Source organism: Variovorax sp. GrIS 2.14 (assembly GCF_046115955.1).
Classification (GTDB): Bacteria; Pseudomonadota; Gammaproteobacteria; order Burkholderiales; family Burkholderiaceae_C; genus Variovorax.
The window spans coordinates 451132-476883 of sequence record NZ_JBJXIA010000001.1 but is presented as its reverse complement, the minus strand read 5'-3'; the positions used below and the strand labels follow the sequence as shown (position 1 = coordinate 476883).

Annotated in this window: 22 protein-coding genes and 1 pseudogene; 18 read left to right on the top strand and 5 right to left on the bottom strand. The window is 66.3% G+C overall.

Annotation, left to right across the window (positions count from 1 at the left end; all coding sequences use genetic code 11):
* Positions 1-144 precede the first annotated feature (144 nt).
* The 16 genes and pseudogenes from RCH10_RS02260 (at position 145) to RCH10_RS02185 (ending at position 16417) form a co-directional block, all read left to right on the top strand.
* Positions 145-513, top strand: coding sequence for a nuclear transport factor 2 family protein (locus RCH10_RS02260; RefSeq protein WP_409051323.1), 369 nt, complete (start codon positions 145-147; stop codon positions 511-513).
* Entirely contained in the window at positions 510-1910 is a 1401-nt protein-coding gene (locus RCH10_RS02255; protein WP_409051095.1) for an NAD(P)/FAD-dependent oxidoreductase, read from the top strand. Before RCH10_RS02260 ends, RCH10_RS02255 begins: the two co-directional genes overlap by 4 nt.
* Positions 1911-2077: 167 nt before the next feature.
* Positions 2078-3617 (top strand): annotated as a pseudogene (locus tag RCH10_RS02250) (ABC transporter substrate-binding protein).
* A gap of 27 nt (positions 3618-3644) precedes the next feature.
* The gene (locus RCH10_RS02245; RefSeq protein ID WP_409051094.1) at positions 3645-4622 is read left to right on the top strand and encodes an ABC transporter permease; all 978 of its coding nucleotides are present in this window, start codon (positions 3645-3647) and stop codon (positions 4620-4622) included.
* Between the two features lie 13 nt (positions 4623-4635).
* Complete coding sequence (locus RCH10_RS02240; protein WP_409051093.1) at positions 4636-5520, top strand: ABC transporter permease; 885 nt, start codon at positions 4636-4638, stop codon at positions 5518-5520.
* Between the two features lies 1 nt (position 5521).
* The gene (locus RCH10_RS02235) at positions 5522-6562 is read left to right on the top strand and encodes an ABC transporter ATP-binding protein (RefSeq protein ID WP_409051092.1); all 1041 of its coding nucleotides are present in this window, start codon (positions 5522-5524) and stop codon (positions 6560-6562) included.
* On the top strand, positions 6559-7650 hold the full coding sequence (locus tag RCH10_RS02230; RefSeq protein WP_409051091.1) for an ABC transporter ATP-binding protein: 1092 nt from the start codon (positions 6559-6561) through the stop codon (positions 7648-7650). Before RCH10_RS02235 ends, RCH10_RS02230 begins: the two co-directional genes overlap by 4 nt.
* A gap of 34 nt (positions 7651-7684) precedes the next feature.
* Positions 7685-9361 carry an amidohydrolase gene (locus RCH10_RS02225; protein WP_409051090.1) on the top strand — a complete coding sequence of 559 codons (1677 nt, stop codon included), beginning with the start codon at positions 7685-7687 and terminating at the stop codon, positions 9359-9361.
* A complete protein-coding gene (locus RCH10_RS02220) occupies positions 9358-10377 on the top strand; it encodes a CobW family GTP-binding protein (RefSeq protein WP_409051089.1) in 1020 nt (339 codons plus the stop codon). The genes RCH10_RS02225 and RCH10_RS02220 overlap by 4 nt, the downstream gene beginning before the upstream one ends.
* A 29-nt stretch (positions 10378-10406) precedes the next feature.
* Positions 10407-11312 (top strand): EamA family transporter, encoded by a 906-nt coding sequence (locus tag RCH10_RS02215; protein WP_323497872.1) that lies wholly within the window; start codon positions 10407-10409, stop codon positions 11310-11312.
* Between the two features lie 150 nt (positions 11313-11462).
* Positions 11463-12383, top strand: a complete 921-nt coding sequence (locus RCH10_RS02210) for a branched-chain amino acid ABC transporter permease (protein WP_409051088.1) — start codon at positions 11463-11465, stop codon at positions 12381-12383.
* Positions 12380-13369, top strand: coding sequence for a branched-chain amino acid ABC transporter permease (locus RCH10_RS02205; RefSeq protein ID WP_409051087.1), 990 nt, complete (start codon positions 12380-12382; stop codon positions 13367-13369). Before RCH10_RS02210 ends, RCH10_RS02205 begins: the two co-directional genes overlap by 4 nt.
* Positions 13366-14121, top strand: a complete 756-nt coding sequence (locus RCH10_RS02200; protein WP_409051086.1) for an ABC transporter ATP-binding protein — start codon at positions 13366-13368, stop codon at positions 14119-14121. The genes RCH10_RS02205 and RCH10_RS02200 overlap by 4 nt, the downstream gene beginning before the upstream one ends.
* Positions 14122-14144: 23 nt before the next feature.
* Complete coding sequence (locus RCH10_RS02195) at positions 14145-14864, top strand: ABC transporter ATP-binding protein (RefSeq protein WP_409051322.1); 720 nt, start codon at positions 14145-14147, stop codon at positions 14862-14864.
* A 10-nt stretch (positions 14865-14874) separates the two neighbouring features.
* Positions 14875-15525: an aspartate/glutamate racemase family protein gene (locus RCH10_RS02190; RefSeq protein ID WP_409051085.1), complete on the top strand. Its 651-nt coding sequence runs from the start codon at positions 14875-14877 to the stop codon at positions 15523-15525.
* 61 nt (positions 15526-15586) lie between these two features.
* Positions 15587-16417 carry a YoaK family protein gene (locus RCH10_RS02185; RefSeq protein ID WP_323497878.1) on the top strand — a complete coding sequence of 277 codons (831 nt, stop codon included), beginning with the start codon at positions 15587-15589 and terminating at the stop codon, positions 16415-16417.
* 30 nt (positions 16418-16447) lie between these two features.
* Here RCH10_RS02185 and RCH10_RS02180 read toward each other — a convergent pair whose 3' ends face one another.
* From RCH10_RS02180 to RCH10_RS02170, 3 genes are read right to left on the bottom strand one after another with little or no spacing between them, the layout of a single operon-like run.
* A complete protein-coding gene (locus RCH10_RS02180; RefSeq protein ID WP_409051084.1) occupies positions 16448-16708 on the bottom strand; it encodes a DUF1272 domain-containing protein in 261 nt (86 codons plus the stop codon).
* Between the two features lie 2 nt (positions 16709-16710).
* Positions 16711-17649 carry an acyl-CoA thioesterase II gene (tesB, locus tag RCH10_RS02175; RefSeq protein WP_409051083.1) on the bottom strand — a complete coding sequence of 313 codons (939 nt, stop codon included), beginning with the start codon at positions 17647-17649 and terminating at the stop codon, positions 16711-16713.
* A 39-nt stretch (positions 17650-17688) separates the two neighbouring features.
* Complete coding sequence (locus RCH10_RS02170) at positions 17689-19053, bottom strand: cytochrome-c peroxidase (RefSeq protein ID WP_409051082.1); 1365 nt, start codon at positions 19051-19053, stop codon at positions 17689-17691.
* Positions 19054-19329: 276 nt separating this feature from the next.
* Here RCH10_RS02170 and acpA point away from each other — a divergent pair, with 276 nt between their 5' ends.
* The gene (gene acpA, locus RCH10_RS02165) at positions 19330-21477 is read left to right on the top strand and encodes an acid phosphatase (protein ID WP_409051321.1); all 2148 of its coding nucleotides are present in this window, start codon (positions 19330-19332) and stop codon (positions 21475-21477) included.
* Between the two features lie 11 nt (positions 21478-21488).
* Complete coding sequence (locus tag RCH10_RS02160) at positions 21489-22931, top strand: glycerophosphodiester phosphodiesterase family protein (protein ID WP_409051081.1); 1443 nt, start codon at positions 21489-21491, stop codon at positions 22929-22931.
* Between the two features lie 147 nt (positions 22932-23078).
* On the opposite strand, the gene RCH10_RS02155 is transcribed toward RCH10_RS02160, so the two are convergent.
* Both RCH10_RS02155 and RCH10_RS02150 read right to left on the bottom strand, forming a co-directional pair.
* Positions 23079-25289, bottom strand: a complete 2211-nt coding sequence (locus RCH10_RS02155; RefSeq protein WP_409051080.1) for a phosphocholine-specific phospholipase C — start codon at positions 25287-25289, stop codon at positions 23079-23081.
* Between the two features lie 69 nt (positions 25290-25358).
* Complete coding sequence (locus RCH10_RS02150) at positions 25359-25598, bottom strand: hypothetical protein (RefSeq protein WP_409051079.1); 240 nt, start codon at positions 25596-25598, stop codon at positions 25359-25361.
* Between the last annotated feature and the right edge of the window lie 154 nt (positions 25599-25752).

Here is a 25752-nt window from a genome sequence, read left to right as displayed (position 1 = left end):
AGAGTCGAGCTTAACCTCGTGACACCGAGCGAAAGCCCTGCCTCGAAGGCGCTTTTCGCTACCCCGACACCTTGCCAGGACGCCGCCTTGACCGCACTCGCTTCAACCCCCCTGCCCGCCACCGCACAGCCCGTGACGGCGGCCATGCTCGAACAGTTTTCCGACGCGTGGAACCGTCACGACCTGCCGGCCCTGATGTCTTTCATGCACGCCGATTGCGTGTTCGAAACAGCCGCCGGCGGCGAAGCCTGGGGCGCGCGTCATCAGGGTCACGCAGCAGTCGCAGCGGCCTTCGAGTCGGCCTGGAAGAACTTCCCCGACGCGCAATGGCGCGACGGCAAACACGTCGTCATGGGCGACCGCGGCATGTCGGAATGGACTTTTACCGGCACCGCCGTAGACGGCGCGCGCAGCGAGTCGGGCGGCGTCGATGTGTTTACGTTCAAGGACGGAAAGATCCTTGTCAAGAACGTCTTCCGCAAGGCCCGTCCCATGCTGCCCGCCTTGTCATGAGCATCGCAACGCCAAAGGAAATCTTCGCGCCCTACGACCCGGCGTACGACCCGCTGGTGTCCGACGGCCCCGGCCACAACCGCGACTACGCTCCGACTTACTGGGCCGCCACCGCAGGCCCGGCACCCGACGACGACGGCCCGGTGTCCGGCGACATCGATGCCGATGTGGTCATCATCGGCTCGGGTTTCACTGGCCTCGCGACCGCCCTGTTTCTTGCCAAGGAGCACGGCATCAAGGCGGTGGTGCTCGAAGCCAATCGCGTGGCCTGGGGCTGCACCAGCCGCAACGGCGGCCAGGGCCAGAACGCGAGCGGTCGCCTGTACCGCTCGCAGTGGATCGAGCGCTGGGGACTGGAGACGGCACGCCGGCTCGACGCCGAAATCCGCTACGGCTTCGAGACCTTCAAGGACCTCGTCGCCAACGCCGACTGCGACCCGCAACCGGGCGGCCATCTCTACATAGCGCACCGCGACAAGAAGATGGCTTTCCTGAAGAACGAAGCGCGCGTCATGCGCGACAAGTTCGGCTACGACACGCACTTGCTGACCGCAAGCGAAGTGCGTGCGCAGTATTGCAACGACCACGAGGCGCACGGCGCCATGCATGAAGCCGAAGGCATCTGCGTGCACCCGCTCAAGCTGGCCTACAGCTACATGAAGCGCGCGCGCGCCGTCGGCGCCAAAGTGCATCCGTCGAGCCCGGTCATCGGCTGGCAAACCATCAACGGCGTGCATCATCTGAAGACGCCGGGCGGCACGGTGCGTGCACGCGCGGTCGGTATCGCGACCGGTGCGTACACCGCGCCCGGCCTGCACCCGACGCTCACCAATCGCTACTTTCCGGTGCTGTCGAACTCGCTGGTGACGCGCCCGCTGACACCGTCGGAGCTGGCGGAGACCAACTTCCTCACGCGCGAAGCCATCACCGACACGCGCACGCTGCGCTTTTATTACCGGCTCTTGCCCGACAACCGCGTGCAGATCGGCAGCCGCAGCGCCATCACCGGCGCCGATGCCACCAAGGCATCGCACTACGCGCTGCTGGTCGACGGCCTGGCCCGCAAGTTCCCGCCGCTCAAGGGCATCCAGATCGACTATTCGTGGTGGGGCTGGGTCGACGTGGCGCACGACATGATGCCGCGCGTGGTGCAGCCCGACCCCAAGCAAAGCGTGTTCTACGCACTCGGCTACGGCGGCAACGGCGTGTCGTTCTCGGCGCATGCCGGTCGCCGCATGGCGCAGCGCATCGCGGGTGAGCCCGACGCGGTGTTCGACCTGCCGATCTACGACAGCCCGCTGCAGTTTCCGGCGCAGGGCGAGTGGGCGGCTCGCTTTCGGCGCTTTGGGCAAAGCATGTTGTACCGCTGGTACTACCTGCACGACGAAGTGCTCTAGCCGACCAACCCGCCCGGCCACTGGCCCCAACGATTCACTGCCACTGGCTCCATCGTGCCCCTTACGATGGAACGCAACTTGCGCAGCCGCTTTCAGACTTCAGAGGAACTGTCATGACCCCCCGAAACTTCACCCGCCGCGTGCTCCTGTCTGCCGCTTCGCTCGCTATGACTTTCGGCGTGCTGTCGCTGGCCCAGGCCGAAGACATCAAGAAGGGCGGCACGCTCGTGATTGGCACCACGCAGGCGCCACGCCACCTCAACGGCGCCGTGCAGTCAGGTCTGGCGACCGCGTTGCCATCGACCCAGCTCTTCGCCAGCCCGCTGCGCTTCGACGACAAATGGAATCCGCAGCCGTACCTTGCGGAATCGTGGAAGCTGGCCGACGACGGCAAGTCGCTCACGCTGCATCTGCGCCACGACGCGGTGTTCCATGACGGCAAGCCGATCACCTCCGAAGACGTGGCCTTCTCGATCATGGCGATCAAGGCCAACCATCCGTTCACGACCATGCTGGCGCCGGTGGAGAAGGTCGAAACGCCCGACCCGTACACCGCCATCATCCGCATGAGCATGCCGCACCCGGCCATCATCCTGGCCATGTCGCCGGCGCTGTGCCCGATCTTGCCCAAGCACATCTACGGCGACGGCAAAGACCTGAAGGTCAACCCGCGCAACTCCGAGAACGTGGTCGGCTCCGGCCCGTTCAAGCTGGTCGAGTTCAAGGCCGGCCAGCGCATCGTGATGGAGAAGTTCGACAAGTTCTTCCTGCCTGGCAAGCCGTATCTCGACAAGCTGATCTTCACCATCAGCACCGACGAACAGAGCCTGCTGCTGGGTCTCGAGCGTGGCGACATCCAGATGCTGCCGTACTCGGCCGGGTTCGGTGAACCTGCGCCGCCTCAAGGTCAACCCCAACATCAACCTGACCGACAAGGGCTACGAAGGGATCGGCTCGATCAACTGGCTGGCCTTCAACCTGGAGCGCAAGCCGTTGTCGGACGTGCAGGTGCGCAAGGCCATCGCCACCGCCATCGACAAGAACTTCATCACCAAGGCGCTGATGGGCGGCTTCGCGAGCGTGGTGGACGGCCCCATCGTGCCGAGCAGCCCGTTCGCAGTGCCCGACCTCGTCAAGTACCCGTTCGACCTGAAGAAGGCCAACGAGATGCTCGATGCCGCAGGCTACAAACCCGGCGCCGACGGCAGCCGCTTCAAGCTCACCATCGACTACATCCCCGGTGGTGACGAGCAGCAGAAGAACGTGGCGGAGTACATGCGCTCGCAGCTGAAGAAAGTCGGCATCGCCGTCGACGTGCGGGCTTCGGCCGATTTCCCGACCTGGGCCAAGCGCATCGCTTCGCACGACTTCGACATGACGATGGACACGGTCTTCAACTGGGGCGACCCGGTCATCGGCGTCGCCCGCACCTACCTGTCGACCAACATCAAGCCGATCATCTGGACCAACACCCAGTCGTACAACAACCCGAAGGTCGACGAGTTGCTGAATCAGGCCGGCCAGTTGCTGGACCCGGTCAAGCGCCGCGCCTATTACGCGACCTTCGAGAAGATCGTGACCGACGACGTGCCGATCGTCTTCATCAACGGCGCGCCCTATCAAACGGCGACGACGAAGAAGGTGGGCAACGTGCCGGTGACGATCTGGGGCCCGGCCTCTCCGCTCGACGAGGTCTACCTGAAGTAAGCACGCAAGCGGGATCAATCGCTCCACATGAACGTGCTTCGCTTCATCGCCGGCCGCCTGCTGCAGGCCTTCGTGCTCATCGCCGCAGTGGTGGTGCTCAACTTCGTGCTGGTGCATGCCGCGCCCGGTGACCCGGTCGAAACCATCGCCGGCGCGAGCGGCGGCATGACCGAAGCGTTGAAGGCCGAGCTGCGGCAGAGCTACGGGCTGGACAAGCCACTGCCGGTGCAGCTCGGCGTGTACCTCGGCCGGGTGGTGCGGCTCGACCTGGGCTATTCGTACTACTTCAACCTGCCGGTGTCCGGCTTGATCGCCGAGCGTGTTCCGGCCACCTTGCTGCTGGTGCTGTGCTCGGTGCTCTGGGCCTTCCTGGCCGGCACCGCGCTGGGCGTGTTGTCGGCGCGCAAGCCGAACGGCTGGCTGTCGCAGACCATCACCGTGCTGTCGATGGTCGGCTTCGCGGCACCGGTGTTCTGGAGCGGAATGATGCTGGTGATCCTGTTCGCCTCGGTGTTCCCGATCTTCCCGGTTTCCGACATGCGCGCAGTCGATTCGAGCGGCGGTGGCGGCTGGCGCGACATGCTCGACGTGGCGCACCACCTGGTGCTGCCGTCCGTCACGCTCGGCCTCGTGTACCTCGCGCAATACAGCCGGCTGGCGCGCGCCAGCATGCTCGAGGTGCTGGGCTCCGACTTCATCCGCACCGCGCGTGCCAAGGGTCTGGCCGAGCGCGTGGTGCTCTACAAGCACGCGCTGCGCAACGCGGTGCTGCCGGTCATCACCGTGCTCGGGCTGCAGTTCGGCAACGTGATGGCCGGCGCCATCCTGGTCGAGACGGTCTTCAACTGGCCGGGCCTCGGCCGGCTCGCGTTCGAAGCGGTGTTGCGGCGCGACTACCCGACCGTGCTCGGCGTGCTGCTGTTCGCATCGGTCGTCGTGCTCGTGATGAACCAGCTCACCGACCTGGCCTATCGCCTGGTCGATCCGCGCATTAAGGCACGCTGAGGAAGCCACCGACATGTCCGCCATCCTTCCTGCCGCCATGCCGTTGCCCGTCAAGGCGCCGTCGCCCTTCACCGAGGCGCTGCGCATGTTCCTGCGCAATCCATCGGCGATCGTCGGTCTCGTGCTGCTGCTGGTCATCGTGCTGCTCTCGGTGTTCGGCCCGATGCTGTACGTGGCCGACCCGTTCGAGATTCGCGCGGCGCCGCTCACGCCACCGTTCGACCCTGAAGCCTGGTTCGGCACCGACTACCTCGGCCGCGACGTCATGACTTCGTTGCTCTACGGCGGTCGGGCCACGTTGCTGGTCGGCGCCATCGCGGCGCTGCTGTCGGTCTTCATCGGCACTGCCATCGGGGCCTTTGCCGGCTATTACGGCGGCCGCATCGACGGCGTGCTGATGCGCATCACCGAGTTTTTCCAGGTGCTGCCCGCACTGCTGTTCGCGATGGTCGTCGTCACTTTGTTCTCGCCATCGCTGCTCACCGTCACGCTGTCGATCGGCCTGGTGAGCTGGCCCGGCACGGCACGCCTGGCACGCGGTGAATTCATGCGTTATCGCGACCTCGAATTCGTGCGGGCCGAGCGCTCCATCGGCGCCGGCAATGCACGCATCATCTGGAAGGTCATCCTGCCTAACGCCTTCGCGCCGCTGATCGTATCGGCCACGCTGGCCATCGGCGCGGCGATCCTGTTCGAGGCCGGCCTCTCGTTCCTCGGCCTCGGCGACCCGAACCAGATGAGCTGGGGAATGATGATCGGATCGAGCCGGCAGTACGTGCTGTCGTGCTGGTGGGCGGTGGCGTTTCCGGGTGCGGCGATCTTCGTGACGGTGCTGGCGGTGAGCCTGATCGGCGACGGGCTCAACGACGCGCTCAACCCCAAGCTCAGGGAGAGATAACGTGACCACGACGCCTTTGCTGCAAGTGCAGAACCTGCAGGTCGAATTCAAGACGCGACGCGGCCAGGCGCTGGTGCTGAACGGTGTCGACTTCGAATTGAATGCCGGCGAAACGCTCTGCATCGTCGGCGAATCGGGCTGCGGCAAGAGCATGACCGCACTCGCCTTGCTCGGCCTTATCCCGATGCCGCCGGGCCGGGTCAAGGAGGGCCGCATCCTGTTCCAGGGCGAAGACCTTTTACAGGCCGGCGAAGACCGCCTGCGGCAAGTGCGCGGCAACCGCATCTCGATGATCTTCCAGGAGCCGATGACGTCGCTGAACCCGGTGTTCAGCGTCGGCGACCAGATCGGCGAGTCGCTTCGGCTGCACCGCGGACTCGATGCGAAGCAGGCCCGCGAGCGCGCGATCGACATGCTGAGCCAGGTCGGCATTCCGGCCCCCGAGCGCCGCATCGACGAGTACCCGCATCAACTCTCTGGCGGCATGCGGCAGCGCGTGATGATCGCCATCGCGCTGGCCTGCCAGCCCGACATCCTGATTGCGGACGAGCCGACCACCGCACTGGACGTGACGGTGCAGGCGCAGATCTTCGACCTGCTGCGCGAACTGCAACGCGACAAGGGCACCGCCATCATCCTCATCACGCACGACATGGGCGCCGTGTCCGAAATGGCCGACCGTGTGATCGTGATGTACGCCGGCCGCGTGATCGAGCAGGGCACCACCGCCGAGGTCATCGGCGACCCGCAACATCCCTACACGCAGGGCCTGATCGCCTGCCTGCCCGAACTCGGCAGCAGCCAGCACGAAGGCCGCCCGGAGCTGGTCGAGATCAACGGCGTGGTGCCGTCGATCTGGGAGCTTGGCCGCGGTTGCGCGTTTCGCGAACGCTGCCCGCAGGCGCACGCGCGCTGCCTGGAAATGCCGCCGTTGCTGGCCGCCACGGACCGTGCGACGGCGAATGCATCGAGCACGCCGCACGCGGCGGCCTGCTGGCTGCTCGACGAAGCGCCCGTCACCGTGGAGGCCATCGCCGCATGAACGCTCCCGACAAAACCGGGGCGCCGGTGCTGCTGTCCGTCACCGATCTCAAGGTGCACTTTCCGCGACCCTCCGGCCTTTTCAGGGCACCTGAAGTCGTGAAGGCAGTGGATGGCGTGTCGTTCGACGTGCGGCGCGGCACCACGCTCGCCATCGTCGGCGAGTCGGGCTCCGGCAAGACGACGACCGCGCTGGCGGTGATGCGGCTGGCTCCGATCACCGGTGGCAGCGTGCGGTTGGGCAGCACCGACCTCAGCCTGCTCGGAGACGACGCCATGCGCGAGGCACGGCGCCGGTTGCAGATCATTTTTCAGGACCCGTACTCGTCGCTCAACCCGCGCCAGCGCGTCGGCGATGCGGTGCGCGCGCCGCTCGACTTGATGAAGATCGGGACGAAGGAAGAGCGCACGAAGCGTGTCGACGAACTCTTCACTGCCGTCGGCCTGCGGCCCGAGCAAGAAAACCTGTTCCCGCACCAGTTCTCCGGCGGCCAGCGCCAGCGCATCAACATCGCGCGGGCACTCGCCACCAACCCGGAACTAGTGGTGTGCGACGAGCCGGTGTCGGCGTTCGACATCGCGATCCGCGCGCAGATCCTCAACCTGCTGGTGAAGCTGCAGCGCGACCTCGGCCTGACCTACCTCTTCATCTCGCACGACATGGCGGTGGTCGAGCACATCTGCGACGAGATCGCGGTGATGTACCTGGGGCAGGTCGTCGAACGGGCGCCGCGCAAGGCCTTCTTCGGGCGGCCGCTGCACCCGTACAGCGTGGCGCTGATGTCGGCCGTGCCCGACGTCAAGGGCGGCCGCGCGCGTGCGGCGCAACGCATCAAGCTGACAGGCGATCCACCGAGCCCGATCTCGCCGCCGCCGGGTTGCCGCTTCGCCGGGCGTTGCCCGGTGGCCGAGCCGGAGTGCAGCGCGGCGCTGCCACCGCTGGTGCAGGTCGAGCCCGACCATTGGGTGCGCTGCCGCCGCGTCGAAGTGGTGGATGGCCGCGCCGTGGCCCCACTGACCTTGCCGACACTGAGCTTGCCTGCATCGATACCGTCACCGATGCCGATCGCCCTGGCGCTCGCTGCCTGACCGCCAGTCGGTGTCTATTTTTCAATCGCATTCAATGACCGACATCACCGTTTTCCAGGCGCGCAAGATCATCACCATGAACCCGGTGCAGCCCGAGGCCACGCACGTCGCGGTGCGCGACGGCCGGGTGCTGGCGGTAGGCGACCTGGCACGCATGCAGGCTTGGGGCGAGTTCACGCTCGATGCGCGTTTTGCCGATGACGTGCTGATGCCCGGCCTGGTCGAAGGCCACTCGCACTTGATGGCCGGCGGTCTGTGGAAATTCCCGTTCGTCGGCTTCCATGCGCGCACCGCGCCCGATGGCAAGGTATGGACCGGCTGCGTCGATTTCGAGGCGGTGATCGAGCGGCTCTGCGCCATAGAAGCGGCTATGACCGACCCGGCCGCACCGCTGCTGGCGTGGGGTTTCGACCCGATCTTCTTCGGCACCGAGCGCATGACGGTGCACCACCTCGACCGCGTGTCAACCACGCGTGCTGTCGTCATCCTGCATGCGAGCCAGCACCTGATGAACGTCAACACGACGGCGCTGGCGCAGGCCGAGATCACGCGCGACACCGAAATCGAAGGCATCGCGCGCTTCGACAGCGGCGAGCACATCGGCGAGGCGACGGGCGAACTGCAGGAGTTCGCGGCGATGTTCCCCATCACGCGGCTGACCGGCAACATCTTTCGGGTGGCGGGTGCGACCGAAGAAGCCTTACGAATGTTCGGCCAGATGGCGCAATACGCCGGCGTGACGACAGCCACCGACCTGGTCAACGACCTCTCCGACTTCAACCACGCGTCGCTCGCCAAGGTGACGTCGGAGCCGGACTTTCCGGTGCGGCTGGTGCCGGCCTACCTGAGCATGGTGGAGGCCGTCGGCATCGAGGCCGGCATCGCGCGCATCCGCGAGCGCCAGGCCATGAACAACGACAAGCTGCACTACGGGCTGGTCAAGATCGTGGTCGACGGATCGATCCAGGGTTTCACCGCGCGCGTGCGCTGGCCGGGCTACTTCAACGGCGCACCGAACGGCATCTGGATCCTGCCGCCTGCGCAGTTGAAAGCGGCCATCGCGCAGTTCCACGCGGCCGGCTTCCAGTTGCACATCCACACCAACGGCGACGAGGCGACCGAACTCGCCATCGACGCGATAGAGGCCGCGCTGCAAACGCATCCGCGCGCCGACCATCGCCACACGCTGCAGCATTGCCAGATGGCCGACGCCGCTCAGTTCGCTCGCATGGCACGCCTCGGCATCTGCGTGAACCTGTTCGCCAACCACCTCTACTACTGGGGCGACGCGCACCGCGAACTGACGATGGGCCCGGACCGGGCGATGCGCATGGATGCCTGCGGCACCGCGCTCGCGGCCGGCGTGCCGCTGGCCATTCATTCCGACGCGCCGATCACGCCGCTCGGCCCGCTCTTCACCGCGTGGTGCGCCGTCAATCGGCTGACATCGAGCGGCAAGAAACTCGGCGATGCCGAATGCATCTCCGTCGCCGATGCGCTCTACGCGATCACGATGGGTGCCGCCTTCACGCTGTCGATGGACCACCTCATCGGCTCGATCGATATCGGCAAGTACGCTGACTTCTGCGTGCTGGGCGACGACCCGACCGCCGTGCCGCCCGAGGCGCTGAAAGACGTGCCGGTGCGCGGCACCGTGATCGGTGGGCGCGTGCTGGCCTTGCCGAAGATCGAATCCTCCAAGGCCGCATGAGCAACAAAACGACCCGCACCCACGCCGGCCGCATTCCGCTCATCGTCATCGGCGGCTTTCTGGGCAGTGGCAAGACCACGCTGCTCAACCATCTGCTCAAGCACAACGACGGTCGCCGGCTCGCCGTGCTGGTCAACGACTTCGGCGCCATCAATGTCGACGCCGCGCTGGTCGTCTCGCGTGGCGCCGACACCATCAGCCTGCAGAACGGCTGCGTGTGCTGCCAGATCAGCGGCGACCTGACCGACGCACTGATCCGCGTCATCGGCAGCACACCGCCACCCGATGCCATCGTCATCGAAGCGAGCGGTGTGTCCGACCCCTGGCGCATCGCGCAGGTCGGGCTATCGGATCCGGCACTGGCGCTCGACGGCGTGATCGTCATGGTGGATGCGACGTCGGTGCTCGCGCAGGCCGACGACCCGTTGCTTGGCGACACGGTGTTGCGCCAGCTGCGCGCCGCCGACCTGCTCGTGCTGAACAAATGCGACCGTGTCGACGAACTCGCCATGCAGCGCCTGCACGACTGGCTCGATGCCAACGCGCCCGACATCCCGCACTTCGAGACCCACTTCGCGCAAGTGCCGCTCGCCCTGCTCGGCGCACCGGGCTGGCCGCGGGACATGGAGGCGCCTGCGCAGGACGATGCCGGCCTGGCGCTGCACGGCGATCTCTTCGCGAGCTGGTCGAATTCGGCCGACGTCACCTACCACGCGGCCGCACTGCGCGAACTGCTGCGCGCCATGCCCGAGGGCGTGCTCCGGCTCAAAGGGGTGATCAGGACCGACCTGCACGGCTGGGCCGTTCTGCAATTTTCAGGTCGGCACGGATCGCTTCGGGCCTGGCCCCCAAGACACCCGTTGCCGATCGACGGCGCGGCCAGCGCCATCGTGGCCATCGGGCTGCGCGACCGACTCCCCATAGAAACGCTCGCTCTCGCCTTGCAGAAGGCAGTGAAGGCGCGGACCGAAGACGTGCCCACTGCAACGTCGCCTCTCCCTGAAAGCACCGACTGAACACCACCGCTACCGCACCCGCCCCGCTGATGGGCCGCGACCTGCTCGCTGCGCTCGGCGTGGTCGTTATCTGGGGCCTCAACTTTGTGGCGATGAAATATTCGTTGCGCGACTTCACGCCGTTCCAGCTCGGCACCTTGCGCTACGTGTTCGCGGTGCTCCCGTTGATGCTGTTCGTCAAACGGCCGACGCTCTCGTGGCGCTGGCTGGTGCCCGCCGGGCTCGCGCAGTTCGGCCAGTTCGGCCTGCTGTTCGTGGCCTTGCAGATCGGCATGACGGCGGCGCTGGCGTCGGTGCTGATGCAGACGCAAGTGTTCTTCACGACCCTGCTCGGCGTCGTGCTGCTGCACGAGCGCCTGAGTGGCCCGCTGCGGGCCGGCCTGGCGTTGGCGGCGATCGGGCTCGGGTGCTTCGCGGCCAACTTCGTCGGCGGTGGCGCGACGGGCGGCATCACGCTGGCGAGCCTGGTGCTCAACCTCTTCGCCGCTGCGATGTGGGCGGCCTCCAACATCGTCGCGCGCCGGGCGCAGCGCGCCAGTCCGGGCTACGACCCGCTGCAGTTCGTCGTTTGGATGTCGGTGGTACCGATCCTGCCGTTCGCGCTCATGGCCTGGCTGTTCGATCCGCCGGCGTCACGCTGGCAATGGACGCACGCGAGCCTTGGCGCATGGGCCGGTGTCGCGTACCTGGGCTGGTTCGCGACCGTGGTGGCCTATGCGCTGTGGACCTCGCTGCTCAAGCGGCATCCGGCCAATCGCGTCGCGCCCTTCAGCCTCGGCGTGCCGATCATCGGCCTCGCGGCCGGCATGCTCACGCTCGGCGAACGGGTTTCGGCATGGCAGTGGGCCGGCAGCGGCTGCGTGGTGGCGGCGCTGGCGGTCGTGATGTTCGGCGGGCGCATGGCCGCGCGCTGGTATTCCTACCGGCGCGATTGACAGCAGATTGTTTATAGTTAAAGTATTTAGCTATAAACATTTATTTGGTCGATCCATCTTGTCGGAGAGTTCATGTCCCGGTTCACCAAACCCACCTGCGCCGCCGCGTGATCGCACAGCGTCTCGCGAATCCGTGAAACCGACTCCGCCGTGACCGGCATCCTTCTCCTCGAACAGCTGCTGAACGGCCTGGGCTACGGCCTGATGCTGTTCCTCCTCGCAGCCGGGCTCACGCTGGTGTTCGGCATCATGGACGTGCTGAACCTGGCGCACGGCTCGCTCTTCATGGCTGGCGCCTACGTGGCCGCTGAGGCACACACGCGCACCGGCTCGTTCGCGGCGGCGATCGTCATCGCGGTGCTGGTGACGGTGGTCGTCGCGCTGTTGCTCGAAGTGCTGTTGATGCGAAGGCTCTACCAGCGCGACCATCTGGCGCAGGTGCTCGCGACCTTCGGGGTGATCCTGGTGGCCGACGACATCGTCACGATGGTGTGGGGCCCGTCGCCGGTGATGGCACCGACGCCCGCTGCGCTGTCGGGGCCGATCGAAATCATTGCGGGGCTGCCCTACCCGTCTTACCGCCTCGTCATCCTGGCCGGCGGCATGCTCGTCGCGCTGGCGCTGTGGCTGCTGGTCAATCACACGCGCATCGGCATGCGGGTGCGCGCCGGTGCATCCGACCGGCCGATGGCCGAGCTGATGGGCGTGCGCGTCGGCCGCATCTTCAACGGCATCTTCTTGCTCGGTGCCGCTCTGGCCGCACTGGCCGGTGCGCTGATGGGGCCGATCGTCGCGGTGCAGGTCGGCATGGGCGAGCAGATTTTGATTCCGGCGCTGGTCGTGCTTGTCATCGGCGGCATCGGCTCCGTGCGTGGCGCGTTCGTCGCGGCGCTGCTGGTCGGTCTGGTCGACACCATTGGCCGGGCGTTTGTGCCGATGTTGCTGCGCGCCACCTTGCCACCGTCGACCGCGGCCGACCTCGGCCCGCTGTTCGCCGAAGTGGCGATGTACGCGCTGATGGTGATCGTGTTGATCTTCCGGCCCTCGGGCCTCTTCTCGGCCAGAGCATGACGCAGCGCAACACAACATCCACCGTCGTCATCGCGATCGTGTTCGTGCTGCTGGCCGCGTTTCCGCTGGTCGCGCCATTGCTCGGGCTGGAGTTCTACATCGGCTTCGTGCGGCGCGTGCTGGTCGTCGCACTGGCCGCGGCGAGCCTGAACTTCATCCTCGGCTTCGGCGGCATGGTGGCGCTCGGGCATGCCGGCTTCATCGGCGTCGGCGCGTACACGGTGGTGGCGCTGAGCAATGCGGGCGTGATGTCGGCCTGGATCTTGTGGCCCGTCGCAGCCTTAGTCGCAGGCATCGTGGCGGCGCTGGTCGGCACCGTGGCGCTGCGCACGCGCGGCGTGTACTTCATCATGACCACGCTGGCCTTCGCGCAGATGCTGTACTTCGTCGTCGTCTCGCTGCGGCGCTATGGCGGTGACGACGGCTACACGCTACCAGCGCGGCCGACCCTGTTGCCGGGCCTCGACCTGGCCGACGACTCGACCTTCTACTGGGTCGTGCTGGTACTGGTCTCGCTCACGCTGCTGTGGCTGCACCGCGCCACGCGCTCGCGCTTCGGCTATGCGCTGATGGGCATCAGAGACAACGAAACGCGCATGCGTGCGCTGGGCTATCCGGTGTTCCGGCTGCAGCTCGTCGCCTTTGCCATCGCGGGTGCCATCGCTGGCCTTGGCGGTGCGCTGCTGGCCGGGGGCAACGGCTTCGTCAGCCCGGCGACGATGCACTGGACGCAGTCGGCCACGTTGCTGGTGATGGTCGTCATCGGCGGGCTCGGGCGCAGCTGGGGCGGGCCGGTGGGCGCTGCGGTGTGGCTGCTGCTCGAAGAGGTTTTGAAGCAGTACACGGACCATTGGCATCTGCCGCTGGGGTTGCTGTTGATCGCTGTGGCTTTGTGGGCGCCGAAGGGGTTGGCGGCGTTGTACAGGCGCAGAAACTCCCTCACCCCGACCCTCTCCCCCGAGGGGAGAGGGGGTAACGCGTCATGAGCTTGTTTCGCATTGAAGGACTGGTCAAACGCTTCGGCGGACTGGTCGCGACCGACCATGTCAACCTGACGGTCGAGCGCGGTGAAGTGCATGCGCTGATCGGGCCGAACGGCGCCGGCAAGACCACGCTGGTCAACCTCATCACCGGCCTGCTGAAGTCCGATGGCGGGCGCATCCTGCTCGACGAAAAAGACATCGCCCGGCTCACCGATCATCAGCGCGTGTCGGCCGGCATGTCGCGCTGCTTCCAGGTGACACGGGTGTTCGCCAAAGAGACGGTGCACGACAACCTGATGCTCGCAGCGCAGGCGCACGCCGGCAGCAGCCTGCGCTTCATGGCGTCACGTTCCAACGAAACCGCGCTGACGGAACGCGCCATCGCGCTGGCCGATCGCGTGGGGCTCGGCGCCGAGCGCGACCGCATCGCCGGCACCTTGCCGCATGGTGCGCAGCGGGCGCTCGACGTGGCGCTGGCACTCGCCGCAAATCCCAAGCTGCTGCTGCTCGACGAGCCGATGGCCGGCATGGGCCCGGACGAATCCGCGCGCATGGTGAGGCTCATCGACTCACTGCGCGCCGGCATGGCGATCCTGCTCATTGAGCACGACATGGACGCGGTGTTCCGCCTGGCCGACCGGCTCACGGTGCTGGTGCAAGGCAAGGTGCTGATGACCGGCACGGCCGACGAAGTGCGCGGTCATCCGGACGTTCAGGCGGTGTATCTCGGCACCGAAGCGGAAGGGCATTCATGACCGACTCGATCTCCGGAACGACGCTGCTCGAAGCCAGCGCCATCGAAGCCGGCTACGGCGCGAGCCAGGTGCTGTTCGGCATCGACATCGCGGTGCGGGCCGGCGAGGTGCTGGCGCTGCTGGGCCGCAACGGCATGGGCAAGAGCACGCTGCTCAAGGTGCTCACCGGCACGCTCGCACCGATACGCGGCAGCATGCGTTTCGACGGCGCCGAGATCGGCGGCACACGGCCCGACGCCATCGCGCGCCGCGGTATTGCCATCGTTCCGGAGGGGCGCCACGTGTTCCCCAACCTGAGCGTCGACGAGCACCTGCGCGCCTTCGCGCGTCCACGTGCCACCGCATCGGGCCAGCAGCCGGGCGCGCCGCGCTGGACCATCGAGGCGCTCTACGGACTGTTCCCTCGCCTGGCCGAGCGCAAGGGCAACGCCGGCAACCAGTTGTCGGGTGGCGAGCAGCAGATGCTGGCGATCGCGCGGGCGCTATCGACCCATCCGCGGTTGTTGATCCTCGACGAAGCGACCGAAGGGCTGGCGCCCGTCATCCGCGAGGAGATCTGGCGCTGCCTGGCGACGCTCAAGGCAGAAGGCGAGGCGATTCTGGTGGTCGACAAGTACGTGCAGCGCCTGCTGCCGCTGGCCGACCGGCACATCATCCTGGAGCGAGGGCGCGCAGTGTGGCAGGGCGATTCGGCAGCGCTCGATGCCGATCGTTCGCTGTGGGCGCGCTACCTGGGCGTGTAACGTCCGCCTCATGACCCGCATCGCCCTCATCCACGCACTCGCCCATTCGGTCGCCCCGATCAACGACGCTTTCGTGCGCGACTGGCCCGAAGCGATCCGCATGAATCTGATGGACGACAGTCTCTCGGCCGACCTCGCGCGCAGTGGAAGCAGGCTGGACGATGCGATGCACCGGCGCTTCATGGCGCTCGGCGACTACGCCGTATCGACCGGCGCCGACGGCATCCTGTTCACCTGCTCGGCGTTCGGGCCCTGCATCGAAGCGGTCGCGGCACGGCATCCGGGCATCCCCGTTTTGAAGCCGAACGAGGCGATGGTCGCCAAAGCCCGGGCCGGCATAGGCAAGCTCGGGCTGATCGCCACCTTCGCCGCGACGCTGGTGTCAATGCCGCCCGAGTTCGGCCCCGATGTCGCGCTCGATACGGCGCTGGCCGAAGGCGCACTCGATGCGCTCGACGCCGGTGACGGGGCCCGCCACGACGCGCTCATCGCCGAGCAGGCGGCATGGCTGCGCGACAAGGGCTGCACCCGCATCGCGCTGGCGCAGTTCAGCATGGCGCGTGCCCGCGCGGCCTGCGAAGACGCGTCGGGCCTCCCGGTGCTCACGACGGTCGACAGCGCCGTTGCCGCGCTGCGTGCGCGACTCTCCAACGCCCACTAAGAAGCCAAGCACCGCCCGGTTCTGACGCACAGCGGGGCGTATAAGCGTGGGTACAGACACCATGCGCCGACTGCGTTTTCTCACCGACCGCCACCGCTCGCCCGCCAGCAACAGAGCGCTCGGGTTGCTGCTCGCCTTCAACGCCGGCGCCATCAACGCAGGCGGTTTTCTGGTGCTGCACATGTACACCTCGCACATGACCGGCTTCGCGTCGCAGCTGGCCGACGGGCTGGTGCTGGGCAACACCGAGTTGTTTCTCAACGCGCTCGGCGCCGTGCTGGCATTCATGAGCGGCGCCGCCGTCTGCGCCATCCTGGTGAACTGGGGCCGGCAGCACCGGCTGCACAGCGTCTATGCGTTGCCCTTGCTGCTGGAAGCCGCGCTGCTGTTCCCCTTCGGACTGATGGGCGCCATCACACTGACCTGGTCGACACCTTTCGCGGTGCCGCTCACCGTGCTGCTGCTGGCTTTCATGATGGGCCTGCAGAACGCGGTGGCTTCCAAGACATCGGGCGGCAGCATCCGCACCACGCACATGACCGGCAACATCACCGACCTGGGCATGGAGCTGGGCAAGATGCTGTACTGGAACCGGCGCAGCCACCATGCCGCTTCTGCCGTGCACTACGACCGGCCCCGCATGGTCACGGCGGGTGGACTGATCGGCATGTTCGTGCTGGGCGGAACGGTCGGCGCATTGGGCTTCAAGTACGTCGGCTTCGTCTGCGTGGTTCCGCTGGCGGTGATGCTGCTGGCGTTGTCGCTGCCGCCGCTCTTTCGCGATGTGCCGCGGTCGCCGGTGCTGTCGCGCTTGCTGGGGCGTGTGGGCCGGCGTCCGCCGGTGCGCACGACACGCAAGCCGCACGCCGATTCCGAGTCCCGCGGGCCCTGAGCCTTGTGGCCGCCTCTTGAGGCGGCCGTTTCAAGCCGCTGGTTCAACCCGCGACTGGCACCCTTCCGGCTTCAAGACACGCGTGGTCGACGTCGGAAACTTTGCGAGCTTGCCCGCAGGCCGACGCGGCCGTTGCACCAGGTCACCGCCGCAATTGGGGCACACGCAGCCAAGCCGCGTCTCGGCGCAATCGCTGCAGAAGGTGCATTCGAACGTGCAGATGCGTGCGTCGAGCGAATCGGGTGGCAGGTCGCGGTCGCAGCATTCGCAACCGGGGCGCATTTGAAGCATGGTCAGCCGACCGGTGTGCCGGCATCGACCACGCGCAACATTCCTTCTTGCGCGACTGACGCCACCAGCCGGCCGTCGCGCGAAAAGATCTCGCCGCGGCACAGGCCGCGGGCCCCACCGCCGCTCGGCGAATCGATGGCGTAGAGCAACCAGTCGTCTAGCCGGAAATCGCGATGGAACCACATCGCATGGTCGAGGCTGGCCGGGCGAAGGCGACCCTGCATGAAGCTCAGGCCGTGCGGCAGGAGCGCGGCGCGCAGCAGGCCGTGGTCGGACGCATAGGCCAGCAGCGCGCAGTGCAGGGCCGGGTCGTCGGGCAGCTCCGTGAGCGCACGCATCCAGACCAGCGCTTCGGCCGGTCGCAGCTCGGGCGTCAGCAGGTCCGGTGCATCGACGGTGCGGAACTCGATCGGCCGCTCCAGCAAGAACTTGTCGTTCATGCCGGCCGGTGCGCGGTTGCCGAGGGCGCGCCGCAGCTCGGCATCGCTCACCAGCGTTTCGGGGGCCGGTGCTTCAGGCATCGTCAGCTGGTGCGAAAAGGCACCCGGCTCGACGGTCTGGAACGACGCCATCATGGTGAAGATGGTGCGGCCCTTCTGCTGCGCGACGACCCGCCGGGTGGTGAAGCTGCGCCCGTCGCGCACGCGGTCGACCAGATATTCGATCGATTCGTTTTTGTCGCCCGGCAGCAGAAAGTACGCGTGCAGCGAGTGCACCGGTCGATCTGCCCCGACGGTGCGGCAGGCCGCCATCAGCGACTGGCCGAGCACCTGGCCACCGAAGACGCGCGGCGTGCCGATGTCTTCGCTCTGGCCGATGAAGCGGTCGGCATCGATCTGCTCGAGCCGCAGCAGCGTGACGAGGTCGGCAACCAGGCGGGCGGGGTCGACCGGGGGAGCGAGGGCGGAGGCGGAGTCAGGAGCGGGGTCGGGGACGGTCATCGGTGCTGCAGGTAAAAAGCCAGCGCCGATATTAAGGCGTCAGTTCCTCGACGACTGCGGCGGTCGCAGAGTGGAAGCGGCCCGACCGGCAGCGGCGGCATCGGCGTCCGTCAATGTCCCGAGGAAGGCCACGACGTCGCGAATCTCGGCTTCGGTCAAGGCCGGCTTCGCACCCGGCCGCTGGCCGAAGGGCGCTTCGACGTTGACGTTGTGGTGGTACTTCGAGGGCAGGTCGTCGTAGGGCTGGACCTTGCCTTCGGCACCACGGCCGTACCAGCGCGCGGGTGCCGTGTCGCGCTGTGCATAGAAGCGCACCGCTTCATCGAGCAAGTGGAAGACGCCGTTGTGGAAGAACGCCTGTTTGACCGCCACGTTGCGCAGCGTGGGCGTGCGGAACAGGCCGCAGTATTCCGGGTGGTCCGCCAAATCGGTGCGCAGCGGGCCGCACAGGCCGAGGTCGTGAAACGCGGGGTCGGCATTGGCGGCCAGTGCGCGATTGCGCGGCACGCCGATGGCGATCATTCCAAAATCGGTGAACAGCGGAAACGCGCCGTCGGGCGTGCGCTCGCTCAGGTGGCAGGCCGCGCAGTTGCCCTTGTCGGCAGCGTTGAAGAGCTTCAGCCCACGCGACTCCGCGGCATCGAGCTTTTGCTGGCCGCGCAGCACGGCGTCGTACTTGCTGGTGAACGGATAGAAGTCGGTCGGCGATTCCTGGAAGACTTCGAGCGCCAGGCCGGCCGCCTTGAACGCCGTGTCCGGGTTGTCGAAGACTTCGTCACCAAACGCCTGCCGCATGTCGTTCGCGTAGCCGGCCTTCTCCAGCTTGCCGGCGACGATCGCCACCGACGCGTTGCCCATCTCAGCGGACGAGAGCAGCGGCAGCCCTGCCTGTTCATGTGCAGAGCCGGCGCGGCCGTCCCACATGTGGCCGCCGGTCGGGCCGGCGTCGATGCTGTCGTCGCCGTCGTTGTCGTGGTGGTGCTCCGAAAACGCGGTCAGCGTTTGCAGGTAGCGCAGCGACGGCGCGGCGCGCGGACCCGGCGTGCGGCCATCGGCACCGCCGAGCTGCACCGACAAGGCGTTCGATGGCCCGTAGGCATGTGCGGGATCGTGGCAGCTGGCGCACGACTGCGTGCCAGATGCCGACATCGAGGTGTCGAAGAAGATGCGCTGTCCGATCGCGCTCAACTGCGCGGCACTGGGCTGCGGCTTGCCGGACACCGGTGCGTAGGTGGCGCCGACGTAGGCCGGTGCGGCAGGCGAGGCCGATGCATCCGGCCCAGCGGCTGCCGTGCTTGCGCCAGGCCGGCCGTCGCATGCCGACAGGGCCACGACCCCGAGAAGCAGCCAGCCGAAGCGGCGAAGAAAGTTGAAGACGCTGAAGAAGGCGAAGCGAAACGTCACGGTGGAGATCGGGCGAAAAGCCTCGGTTGGCGGCGACTGTGCTGCCGCAGCGTGTCAGCGCGATGACACGCCACTGCCACGCGGTTGTCACGGAGCCGCACGACCATCGATGCGCCCGGCGTCAGTCGGGACCATTCCAACACCAAGAGTACCCAGATGACCGCCCAACCCCTGTCTCCCTCTTCGCGCGACTCCGCGCCCAGAACATCCCGCCGAAACGGCCAGCCGCTCGCACTCGCCTTGTGGCCGACCGCCATCGTCGCGTCGGCCGTGGTGATGGCCTGCGGCGGCGGCGGAAGCAGTAACGGCTTCAGCGGCCTCGTGCCGGCCACCGGCGTTGCGACCACCACGCCCACGGCACCCGCCACGACGAGCGGCGTGGTCACCGGCAGCTACTTTCGCAACGCGAAGGTGTGCATCGACAGCAACAAAAACGGCCGCTGCGACGCGTCGGAAACCAGCACCACGACGGACGCCAACGGCGCCTTCACGCTCACCGGCAAGGGCGCTGTGGTGGCCGAGATCGGCACATCGAGCAAGCGCTACGACCCGGCCACCAGCGTCGAATCCGCCGTCACGCAGCCGCTCGTATTCCGCGCACCGGCCGACGCCAACGGCGTGGTCAGCGCCATCAGCACCGAGATGGTGGCGCTGATGGAGGCCAACGGCGGCGACCTTGCCGCGGCGCGCACCGCATTTGCCAAACGCCTGGGCGTGGCCGAGTCGCAACTGCTGGCCGACCACAACAAGATCACCGACGTGGCCATCCGCACCGTGCTGCAGACCGAGATCGACCAGAGCATCGAGCGCATTGCCGAAGCCGTGGCAGAGGCTGGCACCGCAGGCGACCTGACCGGCGCCCTGCGCAATCGTTTCGCACTCGACCAGATCAACAACGTGGTCGTGATCTACGCAGAGAACCGCGGCTTCGACAACCTGTACGGCCTGTACCCCGGCGCCAACGGCATCCCGGGCGTGAACCCCGCATCGAGCACCGCCGAGCCCCAGAAAGACTTCGACGGCTCGACCCTCCCGGCACTGCCGCCGGTATGGGGCGGCGTCACTGCCGCTGGCCAGACCACGACCATCACGCAGGCGCAAACCGTCGGCATGCCGAACAAGATGTTCCGCATCGACGACGCGGCAGGCTTCTTCAACACCGGTACCGTCATCGGCCAGTCGACCATCACGCGCGACCTGGTGCACCGCTTCTATAACAACCAGATGCAGATCAACGGCGGCAAGAACGACAAGTTCGCGGCCTACTCCGACGCAGGTGGCCTGAGCATGGGCTACTTCGACGGCAGCAAGATGCAGCTGTGGAACCTGGCGCAGCAATACACGCTGGCCGACAACTTCTTCATGGGCGCTTTTGGCGGTTCGTTCCTGAACCACCAGTACCTCGTGTGCGCTTGCGCACCGATCTACCCGAACGCCGATGCCGACACGTCACCCGCGAAGGCTTCGATCTCCGCCATCGACACCGATGCCGACGGCAACTTCGTCAGGCTGACGGCTGCACCCACTGCACCGGCCTCGGTGCTGAGCGGCGCCCCGATCTACAAGAACGACAGCACGCTCACGCCCAAGGACGCGAGCGGCACCTTCTACGCCGTCAACACGATGCAACCGGCGTATCAGCCGAGCAACAATGCGCCGGCCGCGAGCGACAGCAGCAAGCTCTACGCCGATCCGACGAAGGCAAATACCTTGCCGCCGCAAACGCAGACCACCATCGGCGATGTGCTCACGGCCAAGGGCCTGAGCTGGGCCTGGTACGGCGGCGCATGGAACAGCACCACCGCCACCGCGGAGGGCAACCGCGTATTCCCTGCCGCCGTGCCACCGGCCGCGCAGGCGCCCAATTTCCAGTTCCACCACCAGCCCTTCAACTACTACGCTGCCTTCGACCCGGCCACGCACGCCGACGCACGCGCTGCGCACCTGAAGGACTTCGACGCCGACTTCCTGACGCAGGCAGCAGCCGGCACGTTGCCTGCCGTGAGCTTCTATAAACCGCAAGGCAACCTGAACCAGCACAACGGCTACGCCAACATCACCGATGGTGATGCGCACATCGCCGACCTGGTCGCCAAGCTGAAGGCCAGCCCGCAGTGGAAGAACATGCTCATCGTCATCACGTACGACGAGAACGGCGGCTTCTACGACCACGCGGCCGTGCCCAAGGCCGACCGCTTCGGTCCCGGCACGCGCATCCCGGCGCTCATCATTTCGCCGTTCTCCAAGAAGGGCTTCGTCGACAAGACGCAGTACGACACCGCATCGACGCTGCGCTTCATGACGCACCGCTGGTCGCTGCCACCGCTCGCCGGGCTGGTGGTGCGTGACACCGCATTGTTGAAGAACGGCGCCAAGCCCATGGGCGATCTGACCGGTGCACTCGACTTCGGCGGTAAATCGTGAAGCGCCCCGCCATGAAGAATATCGCTCGCTGCACCAGCGTCGCACTCGCTGGCTCGTTGATGATGGCCGCGTGCGGTGGCGGCGGCAGCGGATCGACCGGGTTTCTTCCGATCGTCGCTGCACCCGCACCGGCGCCCACTCCCGCACCCGCGCCTGCTCCTGCTCCGGCACCCGTGCCGAGCGCGCTGCTGACGCTCGATGGGAAGGCCCCGCTGATCATCGGCCACCGCGGCTTGCCAGGGCTCTTCCCGGAGGAAACGCAGGCCGCCTACGAGGCCGCCGCCGACGCAGGCGCCGACTCACTGGAGACCGACCTGCACCTCACGAAGGATTGCGTGCTGGTGGCCCGGCACAACCCCTGGCTCAGCGACAACACCAACATCACTGCTGTGGCTGCGACCAACACCACGGTCGCTGCGCGCAAGCGGACAGTGCCGGGCGTGCTGGTCGACGTGACCTATCCACCCATCCCCGCCAACGGCCCGGCAAAGTACCTGAGCGATCTGACCAATCCCAACGATCCCAAGTCGGTACTGAAATCGCTCGTGGTCGACGGCGAGGACCACACCGGCGACTGGTCGATCACCGACTTCACGATGGCAGAGCTCAAGCAGTGGATCGCCGGCACGACCTACGATGCACGTGCCCAGCGACCGACCGACCTCAACGGCAAGCTGCCGATCCTGAGCTTCCAGGAAATCATCGACATCGCAAAAGCAAAGAGTGCGAGCACCGGTCGCACGATCAGCGTGTATCCGGAAAGCAAGAACCCGATCTGGAACAACGCACAAGCCATCGCGAACGGCTGTGGACCCGTGGGCAGCCATCCGCTGGAAGACGCGATGCTGAAGATTTTGAACTTCAACGACCTGAATCGAAAGGATGCACCGGTCTTCGTGCAGAGCTTCGATCCGGCCAGCCTTAAGTACCTGCGATCGGCCGGCTTGAAGAGCAAAGCGGTGCAGTTGGTGGACGGCAATGACGTCAACTACAAGACCGGCGAGATGGGTTACGTCACCACCGACGAGTACACCTTCGTCGATGGTCGCCCGTACAGCTGGACTCTCGCCGGCGACCCCCGTTTTTTCGGCAGCATGCTGACGCCCGCCGGCCTCGCGGAGGTGAAGACCTACGCCGACGGTATCGGGCCATGGAAGCCGCAGGTCATGTCGCTGACAGTGGTGCCATTCAAGGACCCGCCGTACACCGGCTCGTTGGCCGACGTCAATACGGTCAAGCCGACAAGCCTGATCGCCGATGCGCACACGGCGGGCTTGTTCGTACACACCTACACCTTCCGAAACGAGCCGCAGTACCTCGCGGGGTTCTACAAGGGTGACCCGATGGCGGAGTACCTGGTATTTTTCAGGGCAGGTATCGACGGCGTCTTCACCGATTTTTCAAATACCGGCTTCGCCGCGCGCAAAACCTACCTGACCGAGACGGGGCGCTGAATTCGGACCTGATCGGAACTTGAATGGACCCTGACTTCGATGGTTCCGATGGGCCCGACCGCTGGCAAGGCAAGACGCAGACCGAGACGGCCGAGCTGAAGCGTCAGGACGAAGACAGACCCCTCGTCGGCGCAGCGGAGTCCCGCGTCAGTTGCCGGGCGTTCCCATCGCCGGATCGCTGACCGAGTGGCGACCCGTTTCGACACGGCCTGCGAAGCGGCGCGACCATGTCGGGTCTGAGTCGCACACCACCTCGAAGTCGTACCACTGGCCGCTGTCGTCGAGTTCCCATCGCTTCTCGGCGTCTTCACCACCCTTGACCTTGACGCGCCAGGTGCGATCGTCGCGGCCCTGCAGATAGGCCTTCGCGGTGACCGTGAACCAGCAGACGCGCTCCCCATCGTTACGAACCTTCAGATGAAGATCGCCGCGGCGTACTTCGTAGCCGACGCGTATCTCCGGCTCGGGCGCGCCGCGTGACTTCAGGGTGTTCAGGTCACCCTTGAAGTGGCGATGAAAGCCGTTGGGGCCCAGCACCCAGAGGTCGTACTTTCCGGCGTTGTCGGTCGTTGCAGCCCACTCGTCGTCGAGCCGCTCGTTGCGCTCGACCATGTAGCGGCGCGGCAGTCGATCGAGGTTGAAGCGGTCGTACACGTGGAACACCGCCGCGGCATCGCCGGTGTTGGCGAAGATCAGCTTGACGCGACCGCGCAGCCCGTCGCATCGCGCGCTGACATGCAACTCGTACGGCAGCGCACGCGACGGACGCGTGCCGGTCGCCTGCACCGGCAACAGTGGATTCACGGGTGGCGCGATCTGAGCCAACAGGTCCTGCGCAGCGCGCAGCGCATCGGCCTGCGCCCGGGTCTTGCGGCCGGCGAGTTGGGGCAGGCGCTCGTCGTTCGGCCGCGCGAAGTTGAAGGCGCTGGTCAGGTCACCGCACACGGCGCGGCGGAACGGACTGATGTTCGGCTCCTTCACACCGAAGCGCTTCTCGATGAAGCGAATGACCGAGGTGTGATCGAACGCCTGGGAGTTGACCCAGCCACCGCGGCTCCATGGCGAGACCACATACATCGGCACGCGGATGCCGGGCCCGAAGACACGGCCGTCCGGCAGCGGCTGGCTCGTGGTGCCCGGCGACGCGGGATAGTTGAAGCGCTCGAACGCGATCGCCACGTCGCTCAACGTTGTTTTGCCGGCCGGCGTGCCGTCTGCATTGATCGACGGCGCGGCGGGCGACGGGTAGTGATCGAAGTAGCCGTCGTTCTCGTCGAAGTTGATGAAGAGCACGGTCTTGCTCCAGACATCGGGCACGGCCGTCAATGCATCGAGCGTTTCCTGGATGTACCAGGCGCCCTGGACCGGACTCGACGGGCCGGGGTGCTCGGAGTACGTCGCCGGCGCCACGATCCACGAGACCTGCGGCAGCTTGCCGTTCTTGATGTCTTGCCGAAAGCGCTCGAAGTAACTGTCCGCATTGCCGTACTCGCCAGGCATGGTGTTGGCGATCCCCTTGTAGAGCGGATTGCCGGCGTCGTCGCTCGCCGGATCGTAGGCCGGAGACAGCGCCTCGTTGCTCACCGGCTTGCCTGAAGCCTCGTTGGCCTTGCGGTATTGCCTGAAGCCGGCGAGTGGGTTGTCGCCGAAGTTGTCCGGCATGTTCTGGTAGACGATCCAGCTCACCTTGGCCTCTTGCAGCCGCTCGGGATACGTCTTCCATTGGTAGCCGAATGCCGAAGAATCGATCGAGTCCCACTCGTTGTTGACCGACGCCACACCGGCCCCGGTCGGGCCATTGGTGCCGGTCCACAGGAACATGCGATTGGAGTTGGTGCCGGTGTGCATCGAGCAGTGGTAGCCGTCGCACAAAGTAAAGGCATTGGCCAGCGCGAACTGGAACGGCAACTCCGCTTCCTTGAAGTAGCTCATGGCGTTGGCGCCCTTGTACTTCGGCCATTGGTAGGTGCGGCCACCGTCCCACGCGTTTTCACCATCGACCCAGCTGTGCGGCGTGCCACTCACGCGCTGTGCGTTGCCTTTGCTCTGGTCCAGGTAATACGGCAAGACCGGTTGCCCGTTGGAATCGGTTTGCTGCCAGACACTGCGGCCTTCGGGCAACGGAATGGTGAAGCGGTCACCGAAGCCGCGCACACCCCGCAGGGTGCCGAAATACTGATCGAAAGAGCGGTTTTCCTGCATCAGGATCACGATGTGCTCGACGTCCTTGATGGTGCCTGTCGCGTTGTGCGCAGGGATTGCCAGCGCACGTCGAATGCTCGGCGGAAATGCGCTCAGCGTGGCGGCGGCAGCCGTGCCGGTCGCAGCGTTTTTCAGGAACTTGCGGCGTGAATTCATGGCCTTCTCCTCGTTGGGGGGTCGTTATGTGTTCGGGTCGTCGTCTTGTCGCTTCATCGCTTCATCGCTTCAAGGGGCGTAGCGGACTTCCGGCGATTGCGCGGCAGCGTCGGCCGTGCCCGAAACTCCCGTCGTCGTCGTCGCCGCCGCCGTGCCGTCCTTGCCGGCGCCGTCCTGCGTCGTGCCTTTGCTCAGGCCTGCGGCCGAGACGCCGCCGCCGCCTCCGCTGCTTCCACCGCCGCACGAGGCAAGGGTGATGATCAGAATCAGCGCCGTCGCGAGACGCCAGGATTTGAGAACTGCATGCATGGGCACTCCTGTTGTGAGTTGGCGCATTAGAGGCAAGCCGCGTGACGTCTTCGTGAAGGAATCGCCACGCCGGCACGGTCGAAGGCGCGTTTCGACGCAGGGCTTCCAGGTTCGCTGACCGTGCGTTAGTTCACAAAACCGCCGTGCTTGGACG

Excerpts from the sequence above, each read along its gene's own strand:
- RCH10_RS02180 (WP_409051084.1), bottom strand. The coding sequence starts at position 16,708 with ATGCTTCAAATGCGCCCCGGTTGCGAATGCTGCGACCGCGACCTGCCA.
- RCH10_RS02240 (WP_409051093.1), top strand. The coding sequence starts at position 4,636 with ATGTCCGCCATCCTTCCTGCCGCCATGCCGTTGCCCGTCAAGGCGCCG.
- RCH10_RS02225 (WP_409051090.1), top strand. The coding sequence starts at position 7,685 with ATGACCGACATCACCGTTTTCCAGGCGCGCAAGATCATCACCATGAAC.
- RCH10_RS02220 (WP_409051089.1), top strand. The coding sequence starts at position 9,358 with ATGAGCAACAAAACGACCCGCACCCACGCCGGCCGCATTCCGCTCATC.
- RCH10_RS02245 (WP_409051094.1), top strand. The coding sequence starts at position 3,645 with ATGAACGTGCTTCGCTTCATCGCCGGCCGCCTGCTGCAGGCCTTCGTG.
- RCH10_RS02205 (WP_409051087.1), top strand. The coding sequence starts at position 12,380 with ATGACGCAGCGCAACACAACATCCACCGTCGTCATCGCGATCGTGTTC.
- RCH10_RS02215 (WP_323497872.1), top strand. The coding sequence starts at position 10,407 with ATGGGCCGCGACCTGCTCGCTGCGCTCGGCGTGGTCGTTATCTGGGGC.
- RCH10_RS02150 (WP_409051079.1), bottom strand. The coding sequence starts at position 25,598 with ATGCATGCAGTTCTCAAATCCTGGCGTCTCGCGACGGCGCTGATTCTG.
- acpA (WP_409051321.1), top strand. The coding sequence starts at position 19,330 with ATGGCCTGCGGCGGCGGCGGAAGCAGTAACGGCTTCAGCGGCCTCGTG.
- RCH10_RS02200 (WP_409051086.1), top strand. The coding sequence starts at position 13,366 with ATGAGCTTGTTTCGCATTGAAGGACTGGTCAAACGCTTCGGCGGACTG.
- RCH10_RS02155 (WP_409051080.1), bottom strand. The coding sequence starts at position 25,289 with ATGAATTCACGCCGCAAGTTCCTGAAAAACGCTGCGACCGGCACGGCT.
- RCH10_RS02185 (WP_323497878.1), top strand. The coding sequence starts at position 15,587 with ATGCGCCGACTGCGTTTTCTCACCGACCGCCACCGCTCGCCCGCCAGC.
- RCH10_RS02160 (WP_409051081.1), top strand. The coding sequence starts at position 21,489 with ATGAAGAATATCGCTCGCTGCACCAGCGTCGCACTCGCTGGCTCGTTG.
- RCH10_RS02260 (WP_409051323.1), top strand. The coding sequence starts at position 145 with ATGCTCGAACAGTTTTCCGACGCGTGGAACCGTCACGACCTGCCGGCC.
- RCH10_RS02190 (WP_409051085.1), top strand. The coding sequence starts at position 14,875 with ATGACCCGCATCGCCCTCATCCACGCACTCGCCCATTCGGTCGCCCCG.
- RCH10_RS02230 (WP_409051091.1), top strand. The coding sequence starts at position 6,559 with ATGAACGCTCCCGACAAAACCGGGGCGCCGGTGCTGCTGTCCGTCACC.
- RCH10_RS02255 (WP_409051095.1), top strand. The coding sequence starts at position 510 with ATGAGCATCGCAACGCCAAAGGAAATCTTCGCGCCCTACGACCCGGCG.
- tesB (WP_409051083.1), bottom strand. The coding sequence starts at position 17,649 with ATGACCGTCCCCGACCCCGCTCCTGACTCCGCCTCCGCCCTCGCTCCC.